The 13096-nt window shown below is 61.9% G+C and carries 21 protein-coding genes and 3 pseudogenes; all 24 read right to left on the bottom strand.

Annotated elements, in window-relative coordinates:
* Positions 1-154 precede the first annotated feature (154 nt).
* The 24 genes and pseudogenes from ACQ4MM_RS13475 to ACQ4MM_RS13360 all read right to left on the bottom strand — a co-directional run bounded on the left by ACQ4MM_RS13475 (position 155) and on the right by ACQ4MM_RS13360 (position 12948).
* Entirely contained in the window at positions 155-286 is a 132-nt protein-coding gene (locus ACQ4MM_RS13475) for a hypothetical protein (protein ID WP_431477841.1), read from the bottom strand.
* Positions 283-513: a baseplate J/gp47 family protein gene (locus tag ACQ4MM_RS13470; protein WP_431477840.1), complete on the bottom strand. Its 231-nt coding sequence runs from the start codon at positions 511-513 to the stop codon at positions 283-285. The genes ACQ4MM_RS13475 and ACQ4MM_RS13470 overlap by 4 nt, the downstream gene beginning before the upstream one ends.
* Positions 503-679: pseudogene (locus ACQ4MM_RS13465) on the bottom strand (baseplate J/gp47 family protein); the annotation flags it as partial. The pseudogene ACQ4MM_RS13465 and the gene ACQ4MM_RS13470, both read right to left, overlap by 11 nt.
* A gap of 55 nt (positions 680-734) precedes the next feature.
* Positions 735-809 (bottom strand): annotated as a pseudogene (locus tag ACQ4MM_RS13460) (hypothetical protein); the annotation flags it as partial.
* Between the two features lie 67 nt (positions 810-876).
* A pseudogene (locus ACQ4MM_RS13455) lies at positions 877-1038 on the bottom strand (baseplate J/gp47 family protein); the annotation flags it as partial.
* Between the two features lie 176 nt (positions 1039-1214).
* A complete protein-coding gene (locus ACQ4MM_RS13450; protein ID WP_431477839.1) occupies positions 1215-1448 on the bottom strand; it encodes a phage GP46 family protein in 234 nt (77 codons plus the stop codon).
* Positions 1435-1527 (bottom strand): hypothetical protein, encoded by a 93-nt coding sequence (locus ACQ4MM_RS13445; protein ID WP_431477941.1) that lies wholly within the window; start codon positions 1525-1527, stop codon positions 1435-1437. The genes ACQ4MM_RS13450 and ACQ4MM_RS13445 overlap by 14 nt, the downstream gene beginning before the upstream one ends.
* A gap of 200 nt (positions 1528-1727) precedes the next feature.
* On the bottom strand, positions 1728-2093 hold the full coding sequence (locus ACQ4MM_RS13440; protein WP_431477838.1) for a phage baseplate assembly protein domain-containing protein: 366 nt from the start codon (positions 2091-2093) through the stop codon (positions 1728-1730).
* Positions 1975-2232, bottom strand: coding sequence for a phage baseplate assembly protein domain-containing protein (locus ACQ4MM_RS13435; protein ID WP_431477837.1), 258 nt, complete (start codon positions 2230-2232; stop codon positions 1975-1977). Before ACQ4MM_RS13435 ends, ACQ4MM_RS13440 begins: the two co-directional genes overlap by 119 nt.
* Before the next feature lie 180 nt (positions 2233-2412).
* Positions 2413-2643, bottom strand: coding sequence for a phage baseplate assembly protein (locus tag ACQ4MM_RS13430; protein WP_431477836.1), 231 nt, complete (start codon positions 2641-2643; stop codon positions 2413-2415).
* 116 nt (positions 2644-2759) lie between these two features.
* Positions 2760-3425: a phage baseplate assembly protein gene (locus ACQ4MM_RS13425; protein WP_431477835.1), complete on the bottom strand. Its 666-nt coding sequence runs from the start codon at positions 3423-3425 to the stop codon at positions 2760-2762.
* On the bottom strand, positions 3422-3805 hold the full coding sequence (locus tag ACQ4MM_RS13420) for a hypothetical protein (RefSeq protein WP_431477946.1): 384 nt from the start codon (positions 3803-3805) through the stop codon (positions 3422-3424). The genes ACQ4MM_RS13425 and ACQ4MM_RS13420 overlap by 4 nt, the downstream gene beginning before the upstream one ends.
* Complete coding sequence (locus tag ACQ4MM_RS13415) at positions 3705-4568, bottom strand: DNA circularization protein (RefSeq protein ID WP_431477940.1); 864 nt, start codon at positions 4566-4568, stop codon at positions 3705-3707. Before ACQ4MM_RS13415 ends, ACQ4MM_RS13420 begins: the two co-directional genes overlap by 101 nt.
* 49 nt (positions 4569-4617) lie before the next feature.
* Positions 4618-6417, bottom strand: a complete 1800-nt coding sequence (locus ACQ4MM_RS13410) for a hypothetical protein (protein WP_431477834.1) — start codon at positions 6415-6417, stop codon at positions 4618-4620.
* Between the two features lie 140 nt (positions 6418-6557).
* The gene (locus ACQ4MM_RS13405; protein WP_431477833.1) at positions 6558-6875 is read right to left on the bottom strand and encodes a phage tail assembly protein; all 318 of its coding nucleotides are present in this window, start codon (positions 6873-6875) and stop codon (positions 6558-6560) included.
* A complete protein-coding gene (locus ACQ4MM_RS13400) occupies positions 6876-7235 on the bottom strand; it encodes a phage tail tube protein (RefSeq protein WP_431477832.1) in 360 nt (119 codons plus the stop codon). It abuts the gene before it with no gap.
* Between the two features lie 51 nt (positions 7236-7286).
* On the bottom strand, positions 7287-8765 hold the full coding sequence (locus tag ACQ4MM_RS13395; RefSeq protein ID WP_431477831.1) for a phage tail sheath C-terminal domain-containing protein: 1479 nt from the start codon (positions 8763-8765) through the stop codon (positions 7287-7289).
* A complete protein-coding gene (locus tag ACQ4MM_RS13390; RefSeq protein WP_431477830.1) occupies positions 8762-8953 on the bottom strand; it encodes a DUF2635 domain-containing protein in 192 nt (63 codons plus the stop codon). Before ACQ4MM_RS13390 ends, ACQ4MM_RS13395 begins: the two co-directional genes overlap by 4 nt.
* A 17-nt stretch (positions 8954-8970) precedes the next feature.
* Entirely contained in the window at positions 8971-9546 is a 576-nt protein-coding gene (locus ACQ4MM_RS13385; RefSeq protein ID WP_431477829.1) for a hypothetical protein, read from the bottom strand.
* A complete protein-coding gene (locus ACQ4MM_RS13380; RefSeq protein ID WP_431477828.1) occupies positions 9543-9848 on the bottom strand; it encodes a head-tail joining protein in 306 nt (101 codons plus the stop codon). The genes ACQ4MM_RS13385 and ACQ4MM_RS13380 overlap by 4 nt, the downstream gene beginning before the upstream one ends.
* Before the next feature lie 11 nt (positions 9849-9859).
* Positions 9860-10036 carry a hypothetical protein gene (locus ACQ4MM_RS13375; protein WP_431477827.1) on the bottom strand — a complete coding sequence of 59 codons (177 nt, stop codon included), beginning with the start codon at positions 10034-10036 and terminating at the stop codon, positions 9860-9862.
* A 100-nt stretch (positions 10037-10136) separates the two neighbouring features.
* Positions 10137-11069, bottom strand: coding sequence for a hypothetical protein (locus ACQ4MM_RS13370; protein ID WP_431477826.1), 933 nt, complete (start codon positions 11067-11069; stop codon positions 10137-10139).
* Positions 11070-11121: 52 nt separating this feature from the next.
* Positions 11122-11496: a DUF2190 domain-containing protein gene (locus ACQ4MM_RS13365; RefSeq protein ID WP_431477825.1), complete on the bottom strand. Its 375-nt coding sequence runs from the start codon at positions 11494-11496 to the stop codon at positions 11122-11124.
* 36 nt (positions 11497-11532) lie between these two features.
* The gene (locus tag ACQ4MM_RS13360) at positions 11533-12948 is read right to left on the bottom strand and encodes a S49 family peptidase (protein WP_431477824.1); all 1416 of its coding nucleotides are present in this window, start codon (positions 12946-12948) and stop codon (positions 11533-11535) included.
* Positions 12949-13096: the final 148 nt, after the last annotated feature.

Below are 13096 nucleotides of genomic sequence, written 5' to 3'. Positions count from 1 at the left end.
AATTCCCGGACCAACGCTGTCGCACCGTTGTCAACGCGAGCGAAGCTCTCGGCTGCAGCGCCAAGCACCTTTGCCATGAAGGTATCCTGGTCACGTGGCCAAACTGGCCCCTCCGGTAGTAGCTGTAGCAACTGCCGCTGATAATCCTCCTTGGTCAAATCCACGTGATGCCTCCGAACGTCGCCATTTGGCCAACCGCATGCACCACGTTGGCTGCTGGTGCCACGAGGACGTGATCCTCTTCACCTGTAGCGATGCTGATCGCCTCACGGATATGGCTGATCATGGAGTGTCCCGGCCCGGCGCCGACTCGCGCAAAATCAGGTCACGCAGCTCGGCTTCGACTGCCGCTTTCACGCTGGCAGAACCAGGTGTGAGCTGAATCTGAAAAGGAACCGGCGCAGCGACGGGGGCGACTACGTACAACTCCGCCGTGACCGGGCGACGGGCATCGATATACGCCTGCACCACGCTTGATCTCTGCCGGGTCAGGAATTGGCGAAGCGTCTGCATCGCGCACAAATCGCAGCGTGACCGTGCCCGCACCCATCTCAAGCGGCGACACCCATGCCCGCGTAACGCCCGGCACCTCTTTTGCCCACTTCACGTAATCTGAACTGCTCCCCCCTTGCGGCGGTTCCTGAATGCGCTGCAGGACTCGGCCGCGCAGCCTGGGCATCCTTCTCGATATCGGAGCCATCGACCAGTCCAGCAGGATCAACCGTCGCCTGACTCGATAGGCCGGCGATCGGGGACACGAGCGTCAGCTTGGTTCCAGCAGCAGTGTTCGTCACCGCGCCGGCCGTCATGGCCCTGGATATGCACGGTCGCGGTCAATGCGGCAAGCGTCACTTCGTTCGTGGCCGCAAATTGCACTCCGTCGCTGCGCACGAATTGCGTGCCGATTGGCACCGTGACACCGACAGGGCCTTCGACGATCACCCCGCCTGACGACGCTTTGGCGGGCTTGCGGCCATCTTCGAGCCAAATGGAGGCGTGCCGCTCCAGGTATTCCTCCTCGGCTGAATCTGGCAACACCTGACGGCTCAACCATTCGACATAACCGTAGAGGCCATCGGTTGCACCGGCCAGGACATGCGCCAGCACATTCTAGTTGCCGAACGCCAGCCTGGCGTTCGGCGCCTGGGATGCGCTCGATGTCGGCGTAGGCCGTGTCGCGAAGTTCAATAAGTTCTGGTCTGGAATATGGCATGTCAGGTATTTACAAGTTGCAGATTGTTCCAGGCAAAGTCGAACTGGAATTTCAAGTTCGGCTTGCGCTCTCGAATGAAGATGCATTGGATTCCAAGAACCCCGGGGGCCGAAATCTCCGTGATCACTTCAACGCGCGTGCACACCTTGTCTTCCACCAACCAGGCCAGAGCCTCGTCCGCGTACTCTTTCGCACGCTGGACCACGAGCCGGGTCTGCTTCTCACGCTGCAGCAAACCAAAGCCTGGATCCGATGGGCCGGCGCGTCACTGCGTCGCCCCACCAGCCCTTACGTCCACCAACCTCATCCGGCAGCGTGTCGTCGACGCGGGGCCCTACGCCAGGTGAACAACGAAATCAAAGCGGCGGACTTCAGGTCCTGGCCAGCCGATAGCTGGCCCCCAGCAGCCAGGCGCCAGTCGCCTCGCACGCCGGCAGCGTCCCAAAAAGTCTGGATATCCATTTACATTCCCTGTTCTGGCAGCGAGCCGGGCAAGTTGTGGCCGCGGTGCGCGTTATAGGTCTGCCGCATGCCGGCCATGGACTTGTTGCCGTGGTCGATGACGTCGCGCTGCGCGATGATGTCGCGCCCGACAACCAGGTCTTGCGGAACGTGCACGACCGGAGCATTCTGGATCGTCACATCCTTTCCAGCGCCATCGATCACGATACGCGGCGCGCGTGAGATGGACTTTCTGCCCCTGGTCGTCGTAGATCGCTACTTCGCCCGACGCCAGTCCCTTGAGTCGGAAACGCCGGTCTTCAACTGCGATCACGAGACCGTGATCGCGATTGCCACCGACGAACACGACGACACCTTCGGCACCGGGCTTCGGCACGCTGGTGAAGCCCGTATTCCTGGATGCGTTCGACGTCGTCATGCACCTCTTCGGCAAGCAACTGCGCCTGCACCAGCTGCACCGGTCTGTTGTCGCCGATCGCCCGTAGGATGCAGCGCCCTATCATCAGCGCCGCCCTGCCGCGCGCCGCTGCCGTCATTTTTTCAATTGCTTCAAGCATCACACCCTACTCAAATTTTCCGCCGGCATCCTTGGCGCCCTGGCTTCGGTTCAGGAATCTCCGGCAACTGCTCAAACGCTTTTGGGCTGGTCAGCTCGATTTCAGCCGTCGTTGCCGCCTTCGTCGAGCTTGAACGTGATCGCCGCCACGAGCCATTCCTCATCGATGCGACTGAGGCGATCAATCACCCCGCACCATGCTGTTGATGCGCCAGATGTCATCGACCTTCGGATCTGGATACCAGCCCTGCACGGTGGCGACATATTTGCGTGACTTCGCTTCCCGGTTGCCAACCTCCCACTCGGCGCGCTGGCGGATGCGCGCCGCGTCGGCCTGCGACTCGCAGACCACGATCAGCGGGCGGTACCGGGCGATCTGGCTGCTGCCAGTCTTCGTACCGCCGGGCCGCACGCTTGACTGTCGTCTTGCTGGAAATGACCGACTCGAACTTGCCGACATCGTCAACGTCCTGCGCGCTCGCCTGCCCCTTGACCGTGATCTCTGAGAATAGGTTTGCATGCGACACATCAAGGTTTGCCGACAGCACGTTCTTTGCCGAGCTCGAGCGGCACTGCGATGCGCCCTGCCCGCCCTGCCCGTGTCAGCAACAGACCGCCCTCGTGATCGGAAACGAGCAGCACCGCTTCATTGCGAGCGATCCGTTCCAACGCCCTGAATACCGTCTCACCGTTCTGGCATGCGCACTTAGGCAGGCATCCTTCCACACGCGGCGAATTAGGTGGCGTTCCCGTCTTCCCGATCTTCTTTTGCTGGACGGTCAGCTTCTTCGCGCTGGTCGTCTCGTCATGGACCTTAATGCCGAAGGGAGCACAGAGCCGGTCGGCGATCTGCTTGAACGTCAGACCAGAATAGGCCTGGCTCGGAGCGGAGCAGTCCACCAGGTCGCCGGTGCGGTCCCGCCCCTTGATCTGGATCCGATGATCGTTCGCGTCGTAGGACACGTTGACTGAATCGACGTAGCCGCTAATGACCACATGCGCACCGATCCTGACCTCGCAGAATTCTCCAGGCGGAATTGCCCACGCGGTCTGCTGGTTGGGCCAGCGTTCCGTCAGGCTGATATCGAAAGTTCCGGCAATCTGCTCGATGCCGTGGCGAACATTCACGCTCTTCCAGCCGCCATAAATCCGACCGCCCACATGGAGTGTCAATTTGTCTCGATCGTTCATCATTCCGCCGCAAGTTGAAGCGGCACGCCGGCTGGTAGAAAGCCGGGGTGCCGAAGGGCATTGCGCCTGACGATGTCGCCATTGCGCAGATCACCGTACAGTGCATACGACAAGACCAGCGCCGGCTGCGGTTCAAGCAACTGCATGGAGTACGTGCGTGGCAGCGCGGCGCTCTGTCTGGACAGGTGCACCAGCGCCGCTGTGCGAACAGCCTTGAGAGCGGTGGCAACCGTCACAGATGGGCGCGGCGCCCCCGACGCGTAATCGTGCTCATCGAACACCCTAAGAATATCGGCCCGCACCTGCTGCACGTCGACAGAGGTCGACAGGTCGGCGCCGGAAGCGAGGCCGGCGTACCGAACCAAGGCCGCGCGCTTGACCAACGAAGTCGTCACGGCCTGCTGTCGCTGCACCACACTTCGCACGGATGGGCCCTGGATGGTCCCACCACCCGCGCTCGCGGCGACGTATGGCTGCGTCAGGATGCTCGTCGTGCGATCGACTGAACGCACCAGGCCTGTAACCTCTGACGCGAGATCCTGGGGGGCTAATACCAGAGAGCCAAGCCTGGACGTCACCGCAGCAGCCTGTGCAGCATTCCCCCCGGAAGTCATCAAGCTCCAGAAATGCAATGAGGGATGAAAGGATGTCGCCGACGCCCCAGCTTGGCAGAGCGTCGACCGAAAATTGCTGCGTAAAGTCATCCATGATCGCGCTGTAAGCGACGTCTTGAACCTGCAGCAGCTCGGCGCCCGAGTCGATGCCGACAGTGGGTTCAGCCTGTTCGCCTGCCTCGACGAACTGCAACGTGAATCGCGCCATGCCGCCAAACTCAGTCGACTCCGTCAACTCGCACTCGGCCACGGCCACCATTTTGGTGCCGTAGTAACGATGCACCAGTTGCCCTGGGCCTTCCTCCTCGATCGCCGCGAGCAACTGATCACGGCCCGACATGTAGTCCGGGCCGATGACGTATGCCTCGACCTTGTATTCGCGCGCGCGCCGTCCCATGTCCTCCAGATACGGGAGGTTACGTTGCGGGTATTCATGGCGCGCGAGGCGCCGGCCAGCCGTCAAGCTTCCCGATATCACCGCGAATGGGACACCACGGAACGATGCGGGCTGTAATTTGTCACGCCAAGTCATAAGGAACCACACAAAAAAGACAAACAGTGGAAACTGCAAGAAGCGGGAGCTAGGCGCCCACGCCATACAATCCAGCGGAAACCTCAATTGGCACCGCGCTATTGGTGCTCGACAACTGCCGCACTTTCGTCGGCGCTCCAAGGATCTCGAGCTGGATGCGGCCACCGACCTCGGTCTTCCCGCCGCCACCTTTGATTGCCTGGCTCGCCGACTGCCCGGCGCCGTTGCCCTGAGCTGGCCCATTAGCCATGCCTGGCATGCTGCCCGGCGCGTTGGCGCGCACCGCCGTCACTCCCGTCATCGCCTCAGCCTGCTTCGCTGCGACGTCCAGCTGCGAGACCATGGCGGCGCGGTTTGCTTTGGCCGCCGACTCTGCGACCGGACTGGCGAACGCCTCGACCCGCTTCGAGGCAGTTGCAGCCGGCGCCATCCTGGCAGCGCCGGTTGCGGCCACTGAGGGGACCGCCGCCCTCGCCGTGACTGCCGCCGCCCGCTTCGTGGCGAAGTCGAGCTGTGACATGTTCTTGACGATGTCCAGGTCCCGGATCAGAGGGATGTTTTTGATGACACCAATAATCCCGTTGCCAAGTGCTTGCCAGGATTCGAGGTATAGCTGAATCAGTCCGTCAAAGAAGTTGACTTCAAAGACTGCTTTGATCCGGCCCCATACGCCGCTGAAATAGTCGGCGATACCGTCCCAGTTCTTGTAGATCAGGTACACGCCGGCGGCGATCGCCGCAATGACGAGCACAACGGGATTCGCCAGCGCGGCGGCGCCGAGCGCTTTCATGCCGGCAATCACCAGCGGCAGCGCTACTGTCCCGATTGAGAACAACGCAGCAATCGTCGGCGCAAACACCACGCCTAGCAGCATCACTACGCGCGTTGTCGCGCTCGTGTTATCGCTTAACCAGCGGAATGCCGACGCGACACCGGACACGACGTCGCCGACATCGTCAAAGAAGCCCATGACCTTATCCTCGTCAAGGGAATCGACAAAGCGGTCCATCCAGTCGACCAGCTTCGGAATCAGCTCCAGCAGACCTGCCTCACGCCGATCGAGGAACGCCTGCACTTTAGGAGCAGCTACCGCCGCCATCTTCTGCCCAGCGCGCCCGATCAGGCCAGTGATGCGCGTCATACTGTCGGCAGCATTGCCCGCATCCTCGAAATCCTTCTCGGTCAGCAGAGCCGCCTTAGCCTGCTGCTTGTATTCTTCAAACTTCTCAACGCCCTGGCTCAAACCTTCGGCCATCTTGACCGAACTCTTGCCGGCGAGCGCCTGAAGTACCTTCAGCTTGGCGCCAGATTTGTCGCTCTGGCTGAAGACGTCCATCATTTTCATGAGCACATCGACTGGCGTCTTGGACTTCAAGTCCGCCATCGAAATGCCTGTCGCGGCAAACGCCGCCTGCACTTCCTTGTTGCCGGCAGCCGCCGAGCTCATATTGCCGGTCAGCTTCAGCATCGCGGCAGACGAATCCTCAGCCGAAACACCAAACTGCCCGAGGTAGTCCCGCAAGGCACTGATCTCGACCAGCTGCTTGCCCTTGATGCCGGCGTTGGCCATCGAATCGCCGAAGTCATCGACGGCGTTCACCGCCGTCGAAAAGACGCCGGCAATAGCGCCGGCGGCGACACTGCCGAACCCTGCAATGGCTTTCAGATTTCCGCCGATCTTCGACAGCGCGCCGCTGACCTTTTCAAAGCCGGCAGTCTCCTGCAGGCGATCCCACGATTTGCCGATGTTGCTCTTGTTCCCGAGCGCATCCATGCGATCGGCAATCCGGTTGATCACCGCACTGGCCTTATCCAGTGCGGTAATGACGATCTCGGCACGGTTTGTCATGTCTCACACCTTTCTTCAGGACGACGCCTTTCTCTGCGCCTCGTATTTCTCCTGGGCGATGTCCGCCCAGAAGTCCAGATCCGCCGTGTCGAGATTCAAGATCGCGTCAGGCGTCCAGCGGAACGTCCAGGCGATCAGTTTTACCGCTTCCCGCCAGTGCCATTTTCCAAAAAAGGCAACACGACCTCCATCATGGCGGTAACGTCGCCGCCATCGATCGAATCCACTTCTGTACGGGTGAGCCCGCACGTCGCTTCAATGATCTGCAGCGTCAGGTCATACGGCTTGCGGCCGGTGACCTCGATGTTGCGCATCTCGCGACCGAGAGGACGGCGCAGATGCAACACCTGGAGGGTCGTTCCGTCCTTGAGCGTGACCGGGTAGCTCAGCTCAAACGGAACGACTTGCCCGGTCTGTTGACGAACGATGTTCGCAGCGTTGTTGTTGGTGGTTTCCATTTACGCAGCCTCCGCTTTCGAGCCGAAGAACTTGGCCGCAGTTTTCTCGGCTTCGTGCTTTACCGGTTCGGCCACAGCCGCACTGCGAACAACGTACGCCTGGCCGCTATCCGTCTCGAACATGATCGTCATGTCGGTGGCATTGTTGATCTCCATGATGTCGACATCGCCGCTCATGGCGATCTCGCACTCGATCTCGGCATGCTGCGGTTTCTCGGTATAGCCGGTCACGCCGCCGTCGATCGCCAGCGGGGTGCGTACTACACCGCCTGGGCTGAGTTTGCCGCTGCCGGGTACGGTGCCGACACGGCGGCCATTGAGGCTGATATACGCCGTGCCAGTGAACTTCTTGTCTGCCATGATTTTTCCTTACATAGAATGGGCCAGCGCTAGACTGGCCCAGTGAATTGATTACAGCCGGAATTCCAGCTTTGCCGCGAAGACGCGGAACTGGTTGATCAGGTCCGGCGGGAGCAGCACGTCGATGCGATTCGCATCGGTCTGACTGCGTTCGACGATCAGGTCGGCCTTGAACTGGTCGAAGTTTTCGACCAGGCCGGCATCCTCCCAGTCACGGAACAGTGCGATCAGCTCCCCGCGAATAGTGCGCGGCGTGACAATCGCTTGGCCAGGCGCGAAGTTGGTGCCGTCGTTCGCCAGCTTGTAGCGTGCGAACTTCTGCGCAATGCGCGAGCGCACGCTGTAACGCAGGTAAGACAGCGTGTACATCGTCTCCGCATCGCGGTAGCTGGGATCGACGAAACCGCCGCTGTTCTGCACATAGGTCGTGACCGCGCGCTCGACCATCAAGTTGCCGCCGGTATCGGCGATGTAGGTCGCCAAACCGTAGCTGAGCAAGTTGTTGCGCTCCGCCCTGGTAAAACGCTTCTCTTGCGTCGCCGGCAGCAGGCCCGGGCCCACCAGCGTCTGCACGGGGCGCGCCGGATCAATGCCGCCCAGGTAAAACGCGCAGATCGTCCCCCAAACCGCTGCATGCTTCCATACCGGCATCGGCGAGCCGCCCTGCTCCACCGACCAGGCGACGACATGCTCGCTATTGCGGGAGTTCGCCCAGGTGTTCAGGGTGCCCACCGTGCCGCGCACGGCGGTATGCGCGCGCCCGTCGTTCTGTTTCAGCGGCCCCCAGCGCGAGGTCAGCTCGGTCTCCAGTAACTGCAGGGAGGCGCTATCGGACAGGCCGATCAGGATCGTGTTGTACTGCGTTTCGCCCAGGTTCGCGAGCGCCGTGGCAATCGACGGGTCGCCGGCGCCGCCGGCCATGGCCGTGATCGCGACGTTCAGCCCCGCCGGTGTCTTCTGCGATTGAGCGAAGTAGTTCAGTCGCAGGTCAACGTCGTTACCCAGCGTGCCCTTGTTGCGGGCAGTCAGGGTGACATTGCCAGCTGCGGACCCCGCGGTCACTGGCAGATCAGCATTGGCGTTGACTGCCGCAGCCAGGGCCGTCGCAATCGTGGTCGGGGTGTCGGTGACGGCAATCGCCACCTGGACCAGGACACCACTGATATACAGGTTCAACACGCCGGCTTCCGTCGGGGCGCCTGTGATCGCGATCGAGCCGGTCGCCGCGACACCGGCACCGTTGTCAGCGAGCGGGATGATCGTGATTTCGACCGTGTCGGTCACGCCTTGCGACGCCTCGAACATCAACGCAGCGTGCGATCCGCGACCGCAGGCGGTGCGAACGTCCGCCAGACGGGTTGCCAAGAACGGTACGTCTGCCGCCGCGCTGCCGCCTGCGAGCTTTTGGGCGATCACCAGGATGCGGTTAGGCATCACGGCCAGTCCTTTATTCGCCTTCGAGTTGTCGAATTCGACATACTGGCCCGGGGTCAGCAGATTGACTGGGATTTGGTTGAAGCTGACAGTCATGCTTTCGCTCCCTTCTTGGCAGGCTGCGATTCAGCGGACTCAATCGCCTCCGCCACGTCGCCATCGGCGATGCGGCGGATCCAGAACCCGTCGTCACCGTTCACCGGCGTCGGGCCTTCGATTTCGCGCCCGGTTGCCGGGTCGCGTACCAGCCGGCCTTCCACCGGCACAATATTGATAACTCTCATTCAGGATTCCTTTCTTGTTATGGGCCGGCGGGCAAAACGATGGCCGCACGGGCATCGACCTGGCCGTCGGGCGTGTGCGGATCCGGCGGGTCGTTGCGGGGGTTCGCCATGTCGATCTGCACGTTGACTTGCCCCAGGTTGTCGAAGGCTTGGGACGGCTCGTGGTAATAGGAAATCGTGAACTGCATTTCCGCGTGTGCAAAGTCGGCGCGCCCGTCCTCCCCCTGGTAGGTCAAGACGGTATCGACGTACTGAGCGCCATCCGCCAGGCTGGCGAGCTGACCGACTGGCCCCGCGCTACCGTTCATCTGCGCTTCGATCTGCGCCTCGATCGCTTCACACAAGTCGTCGAGCGCGTCATCGGCATCGACGTCTGCCTGCACGATGACGACGATCTTCAGCTGGAGCTCACGCTTTTGCAGAAAGTCGTTGCTCTTTGTTGCCGGGTCGCGTTCGGTGTACACCAGCACTACCGGGCAATTCTTCGCAGCGACCGGATACATGCGCGACGCTTTGACGCGCCCAGCGAGTGACGGCGTGGCGTTGAGCACATCCCGCACGGCGTGACGGATCAACTTGCGCTGCGTGCTCATGCATTCACCTCCTTGAGCTGGGCCCTCATCATCCGGCCATCATCGGTCCGCTCAGGGAGCGACGTCACCTTCCAGCTCTGCGCGTTGATGGTCAACCTGTCGCCGTGGTCGAGACCATCCAGCGAGCCAAGCGGATACAGAATTTCCACGTTGGCGGCCTGCACCATATCGCCGACAAAGAGTGCATCGGGCCGGTCGAAGATCACCGCCGCTTTCTGCACCGATCCGTCTGGCATCAGCCTGGTGGCCTCATCCGCATGTTCGTTGACGTTGAAGAAGACCGACATATCCTCGGCAAACATGCGCCTCCCGCTTATTCGTTGCCGGTGCCGGCAGCACCGTCGGCGGCTGGTTCGGCGACTTTGCCGGCCGGGGTCAGCACGCCAGACGCGACCAGCTGCGCTGCATCGGCTTCCTTCATATCGACCGTGTCGCCTGCCTCGTACTGCTTGACGCCCGTATCCAGATTCCAATTGATTTTGAATTTCATGGCATTCCTTGAAAAGAGAAGAGCCCACCAAATGGCAGGCTCTCGGGTTTGTAAAGACCGCTTACTCGCTACGCGGTGTGCAGACGTCTGCACACCAACGTTAAGCGATGGCGTTTTGGAAGAAGTAGGACAGGTCCGGTGCGCTAATGACTTCGTTCACGCGTTCACCGGCGCGGGTCTTATAGCCACCTTCCAGGCCGCCGAAGTCCTTGCCGTACTGGGTATCGGAAACGCGATCGCCCCATTCGGCGGTAAAGCCCCAGGTCGTCGCACGCTGTGCGTCCGTTGGCACTTCGCGGTAGGTCAACGCGCAGTGCTTGCCCCATGCGCGTTGGTAGGATGCCACCTGGCCCTTCTTTGCGGTGTTAACGAATGCCTCGCCGACCAGGATCTCTTCCAGCTCCAGCGCGTCAGCCAGCTGCTGACGGGTGACGCCGCCACTGGTGCCGCCCTTGCCATTGACATAGTCAATGACCTTCGGGTGCAGGATCAGCTTGGTCCATGCCGCGCGACCGATCGTCATCACGTTCGGACGCATCACCGGCTGGTCCAGCGCATTCATGATGGCGCTGACCGGGTCGGAGTTTGCATAGTCGGACCACTGCGCGGTGCCGCCCAGCGTGGTCTTGTTAGCGTGGTTAGCCGGATTGAACACGGCGCCGGCGACACGTACCTCACGGTCGAGCGTCACCAGCTTCATGACGAATTCGGCGGCATTGGCCACCGGATCGACGCCGGGCGCCGCGTTCCTGACGTCGTTCACAGGAACGATCTCGTCCAGGCCATACTCGAAGACGGTTGCCGGCACCAGGTCGCCGGTGCTTTCCACCTGGTTCGGGGCGCTCTTGCGGCCCACGCGCGTCTCTTGCACGCTGAACTGGTCTGCCATGTTCTGGCGCATGTACTTGAAGTCTTGCGTGCCCACAGGCACGCGCGGCATGACGCCGTCGGCGATCATCTTCGCATTGCGGTAAGCGATGACGATCGCCTGGATGACTGCTGGATTAATGGGAAACGGTGCTGCTGCACTCATATCTTGCTCCTGAAGGGTTAAATGGTTGATTCGGTTACGGGGCCAGGAGCGATCAGCCCTGGATCAGTTCCGCGCCGAGCAGAACGCTGCCGATATCGCCTGCGACGCCGGACACTTCGGCGTAGCCGATGATGCGGTTGTTGGTGCCGGCGGCCGGGGCAGCGGCCACTGCGCGGCCCTGGGCGTCGGCAGTCAGCGGTTGGCCGCGCGTGACAATGCCGCCGTATTCGACATCAGCCAGGTTGGTGCGCACGATGTCGACGCGCTCGCCGGCGGCGTAAGCGAAGCCTTCGGTGACGCCGATCATGGCGTCGTTGACGGTGCTGGCCTGTTTGACGAAACCGTCCGTGGCGCCGAAGCAGACGATTCGGTTCTTGGCCAGGGCGCCTTCGGCCACGTAGTTGACGATGAGTCCTGCGATTCGCATGATGATTGATCCTTAAGTTGTGAACAGTGGCTCGACTTACTTGATGGCCAGCTCGCGCGCAGCCTGGCCTGCGGCAACCGCATAGCTGATGTCGCGGCCTGCCGCCTTGGCTTCCGTGACGATGGCGCTCGTGCGAGTCGCGATATCGTTCGCCTGAGGCTTCGCCGCCGGGGCTGCTTCGTTTGCGGCGGGAACCGGTGCCGGCGCATCTGCGGCCAGCGCGGCGGCGGTCGCTTTCAGCTTGCCCTTTTCGGCTGCCAGCACCTGGGCCGCAGCCTGGTCGGGGTTGGTCTTGCCATCGGCCTTCAGTGCTGCGATCAGCGTTTCATGGCCTGGCATCGCATGGGCCTCGATGCCGAGGATGCGCTCGCGCTCGGCAGTTGCGCCCGCCTGGATGAACTCGGTGCGCAGCTGCGCGAACAGCGCAGTGTGGTCGCGCTCCAGAGACTCACGCGAAATGGTTGGATCTGGCATGGAAATTTCCTTTTCAGTGTCGTTGTGGTTCGGCGCATCACCGGCGCTGATCACGGTTTGAGATGGGTCGTGGACCGGTGCATCAACGGCGCCGGCCACAGGGATCCCGCCCAGCGCGAAGACGGCTTTGCTCCGCTTCGCAAACTGGGAAGGGTTGCTGGCCAGCTTCTCCACCGTCGCATCGACCGTGGAAACACCATCCACCAGGCCTGCATCGATGGCCTGCTGGCCGATGAACACGCGGCCATCGGCCATGTGTTCGAGTACTTCGTCCGCCGTGACGCCCCGATGCGTCGCGACGGCGTCCACGAAGACCGAGTAAAGGTGATCTACCTGCGCCTGCATGTAGGCTTTTCCCTCTTCCGTCAGGGGAGCGGAGCCGCTGGCCATGCGTTTATAGCGGCCAGCCGTGATCTCGGTCGTGATGGCACCTGGTGCACGCGGGCTGTAGTCGTGGGTCGCCACGACACCGATACTGCCTACCTGCACAGTCGGCCCGCTGACAAACACCGCATTGGCTGCCGAGCCGAACCAGTACGCGGCGCTGGCCAAGGTGCCCTCGCTGACGGCAACGATCGGCTTCCTGGCGGACAGTTCATGGATCGCCGCCGCCAGTTCAGGCGTACCGAATACACTGCCGCCGGGCGAATCGATCGCCAGTACCATCGACCGCACACGGGGGTCGGCGATGGCCGACTCGATCTGCTTGGTCATCAGCTGCGCCGAGGCGCCGCCGCTGACGCGCGTAAACAGATTCGCCTTCGGCGCGATGACGCCGTCGATGGCCAGCACCGCGACGCCACCTTCGCGCAGTTCATATTCCTGCTGCTCGTTGGCGAGGGGCCGGTTGAGCCGGGCCTCGATCGCCTCGATGTCGATCTTCTCGCCGCGGAAATGCGCGGCATAGATTGCCTGGATCTCCTGCAGCTTGTCCGGCTGGATGGCCCATGCGCTGGTGAGGATGTCGAGTAGTTTCATGGTCGTAAGAAAGCCCGCATCTGCGGGCTATTGGTCAGTATTATCAGCGGGCGGATCGGGCGGGAGCATGGCACCCGGGGCCGGCTTCAATAGCCCGGCGTCGCTACGCATCTTGTGTTCCTTGACGCGCTGCGCGTGCTTTGCTTCC

The sequence above is a fragment of the Massilia eburnea genome, from assembly GCF_050709955.1.
GTDB lineage: Bacteria > Pseudomonadota > Gammaproteobacteria > Burkholderiales > Burkholderiaceae_D > Rugamonas > Rugamonas eburnea_A.
This window is presented reverse-complemented; position numbering and strand designations above follow the sequence as displayed.

Excerpts from the sequence above, each read along its gene's own strand:
- ACQ4MM_RS13475 (WP_431477841.1), bottom strand. The coding sequence starts at position 286 with ATGATCAGCCATATCCGTGAGGCGATCAGCATCGCTACAGGTGAAGAG.
- ACQ4MM_RS13470 (WP_431477840.1), bottom strand. The coding sequence starts at position 513 with ATGCAGACGCTTCGCCAATTCCTGACCCGGCAGAGATCAAGCGTGGTG.
- ACQ4MM_RS13440 (WP_431477838.1), bottom strand. The coding sequence starts at position 2,093 with ATGACGACGTCGAACGCATCCAGGAATACGGGCTTCACCAGCGTGCCG.
- ACQ4MM_RS13435 (WP_431477837.1), bottom strand. The coding sequence starts at position 2,232 with ATGCTTGAAGCAATTGAAAAAATGACGGCAGCGGCGCGCGGCAGGGCG.
- ACQ4MM_RS13425 (WP_431477835.1), bottom strand. The coding sequence starts at position 3,425 with ATGATGAACGATCGAGACAAATTGACACTCCATGTGGGCGGTCGGATT.
- ACQ4MM_RS13415 (WP_431477940.1), bottom strand. The coding sequence starts at position 4,568 with ATGACTTGGCGTGACAAATTACAGCCCGCATCGTTCCGTGGTGTCCCA.
- ACQ4MM_RS13410 (WP_431477834.1), bottom strand. The coding sequence starts at position 6,417 with ATGACAAACCGTGCCGAGATCGTCATTACCGCACTGGATAAGGCCAGT.
- ACQ4MM_RS13405 (WP_431477833.1), bottom strand. The coding sequence starts at position 6,875 with ATGGAAACCACCAACAACAACGCTGCGAACATCGTTCGTCAACAGACC.
- ACQ4MM_RS13400 (WP_431477832.1), bottom strand. The coding sequence starts at position 7,235 with ATGGCAGACAAGAAGTTCACTGGCACGGCGTATATCAGCCTCAATGGC.
- ACQ4MM_RS13395 (WP_431477831.1), bottom strand. The coding sequence starts at position 8,765 with ATGACTGTCAGCTTCAACCAAATCCCAGTCAATCTGCTGACCCCGGGC.
- ACQ4MM_RS13390 (WP_431477830.1), bottom strand. The coding sequence starts at position 8,953 with ATGAGAGTTATCAATATTGTGCCGGTGGAAGGCCGGCTGGTACGCGAC.
- ACQ4MM_RS13385 (WP_431477829.1), bottom strand. The coding sequence starts at position 9,546 with ATGAGCACGCAGCGCAAGTTGATCCGTCACGCCGTGCGGGATGTGCTC.
- ACQ4MM_RS13380 (WP_431477828.1), bottom strand. The coding sequence starts at position 9,848 with ATGTTTGCCGAGGATATGTCGGTCTTCTTCAACGTCAACGAACATGCG.
- ACQ4MM_RS13375 (WP_431477827.1), bottom strand. The coding sequence starts at position 10,036 with ATGAAATTCAAAATCAATTGGAATCTGGATACGGGCGTCAAGCAGTAC.
- ACQ4MM_RS13370 (WP_431477826.1), bottom strand. The coding sequence starts at position 11,069 with ATGAGTGCAGCAGCACCGTTTCCCATTAATCCAGCAGTCATCCAGGCG.
- ACQ4MM_RS13365 (WP_431477825.1), bottom strand. The coding sequence starts at position 11,496 with ATGCGAATCGCAGGACTCATCGTCAACTACGTGGCCGAAGGCGCCCTG.
- ACQ4MM_RS13360 (WP_431477824.1), bottom strand. The coding sequence starts at position 12,948 with ATGAAACTACTCGACATCCTCACCAGCGCATGGGCCATCCAGCCGGAC.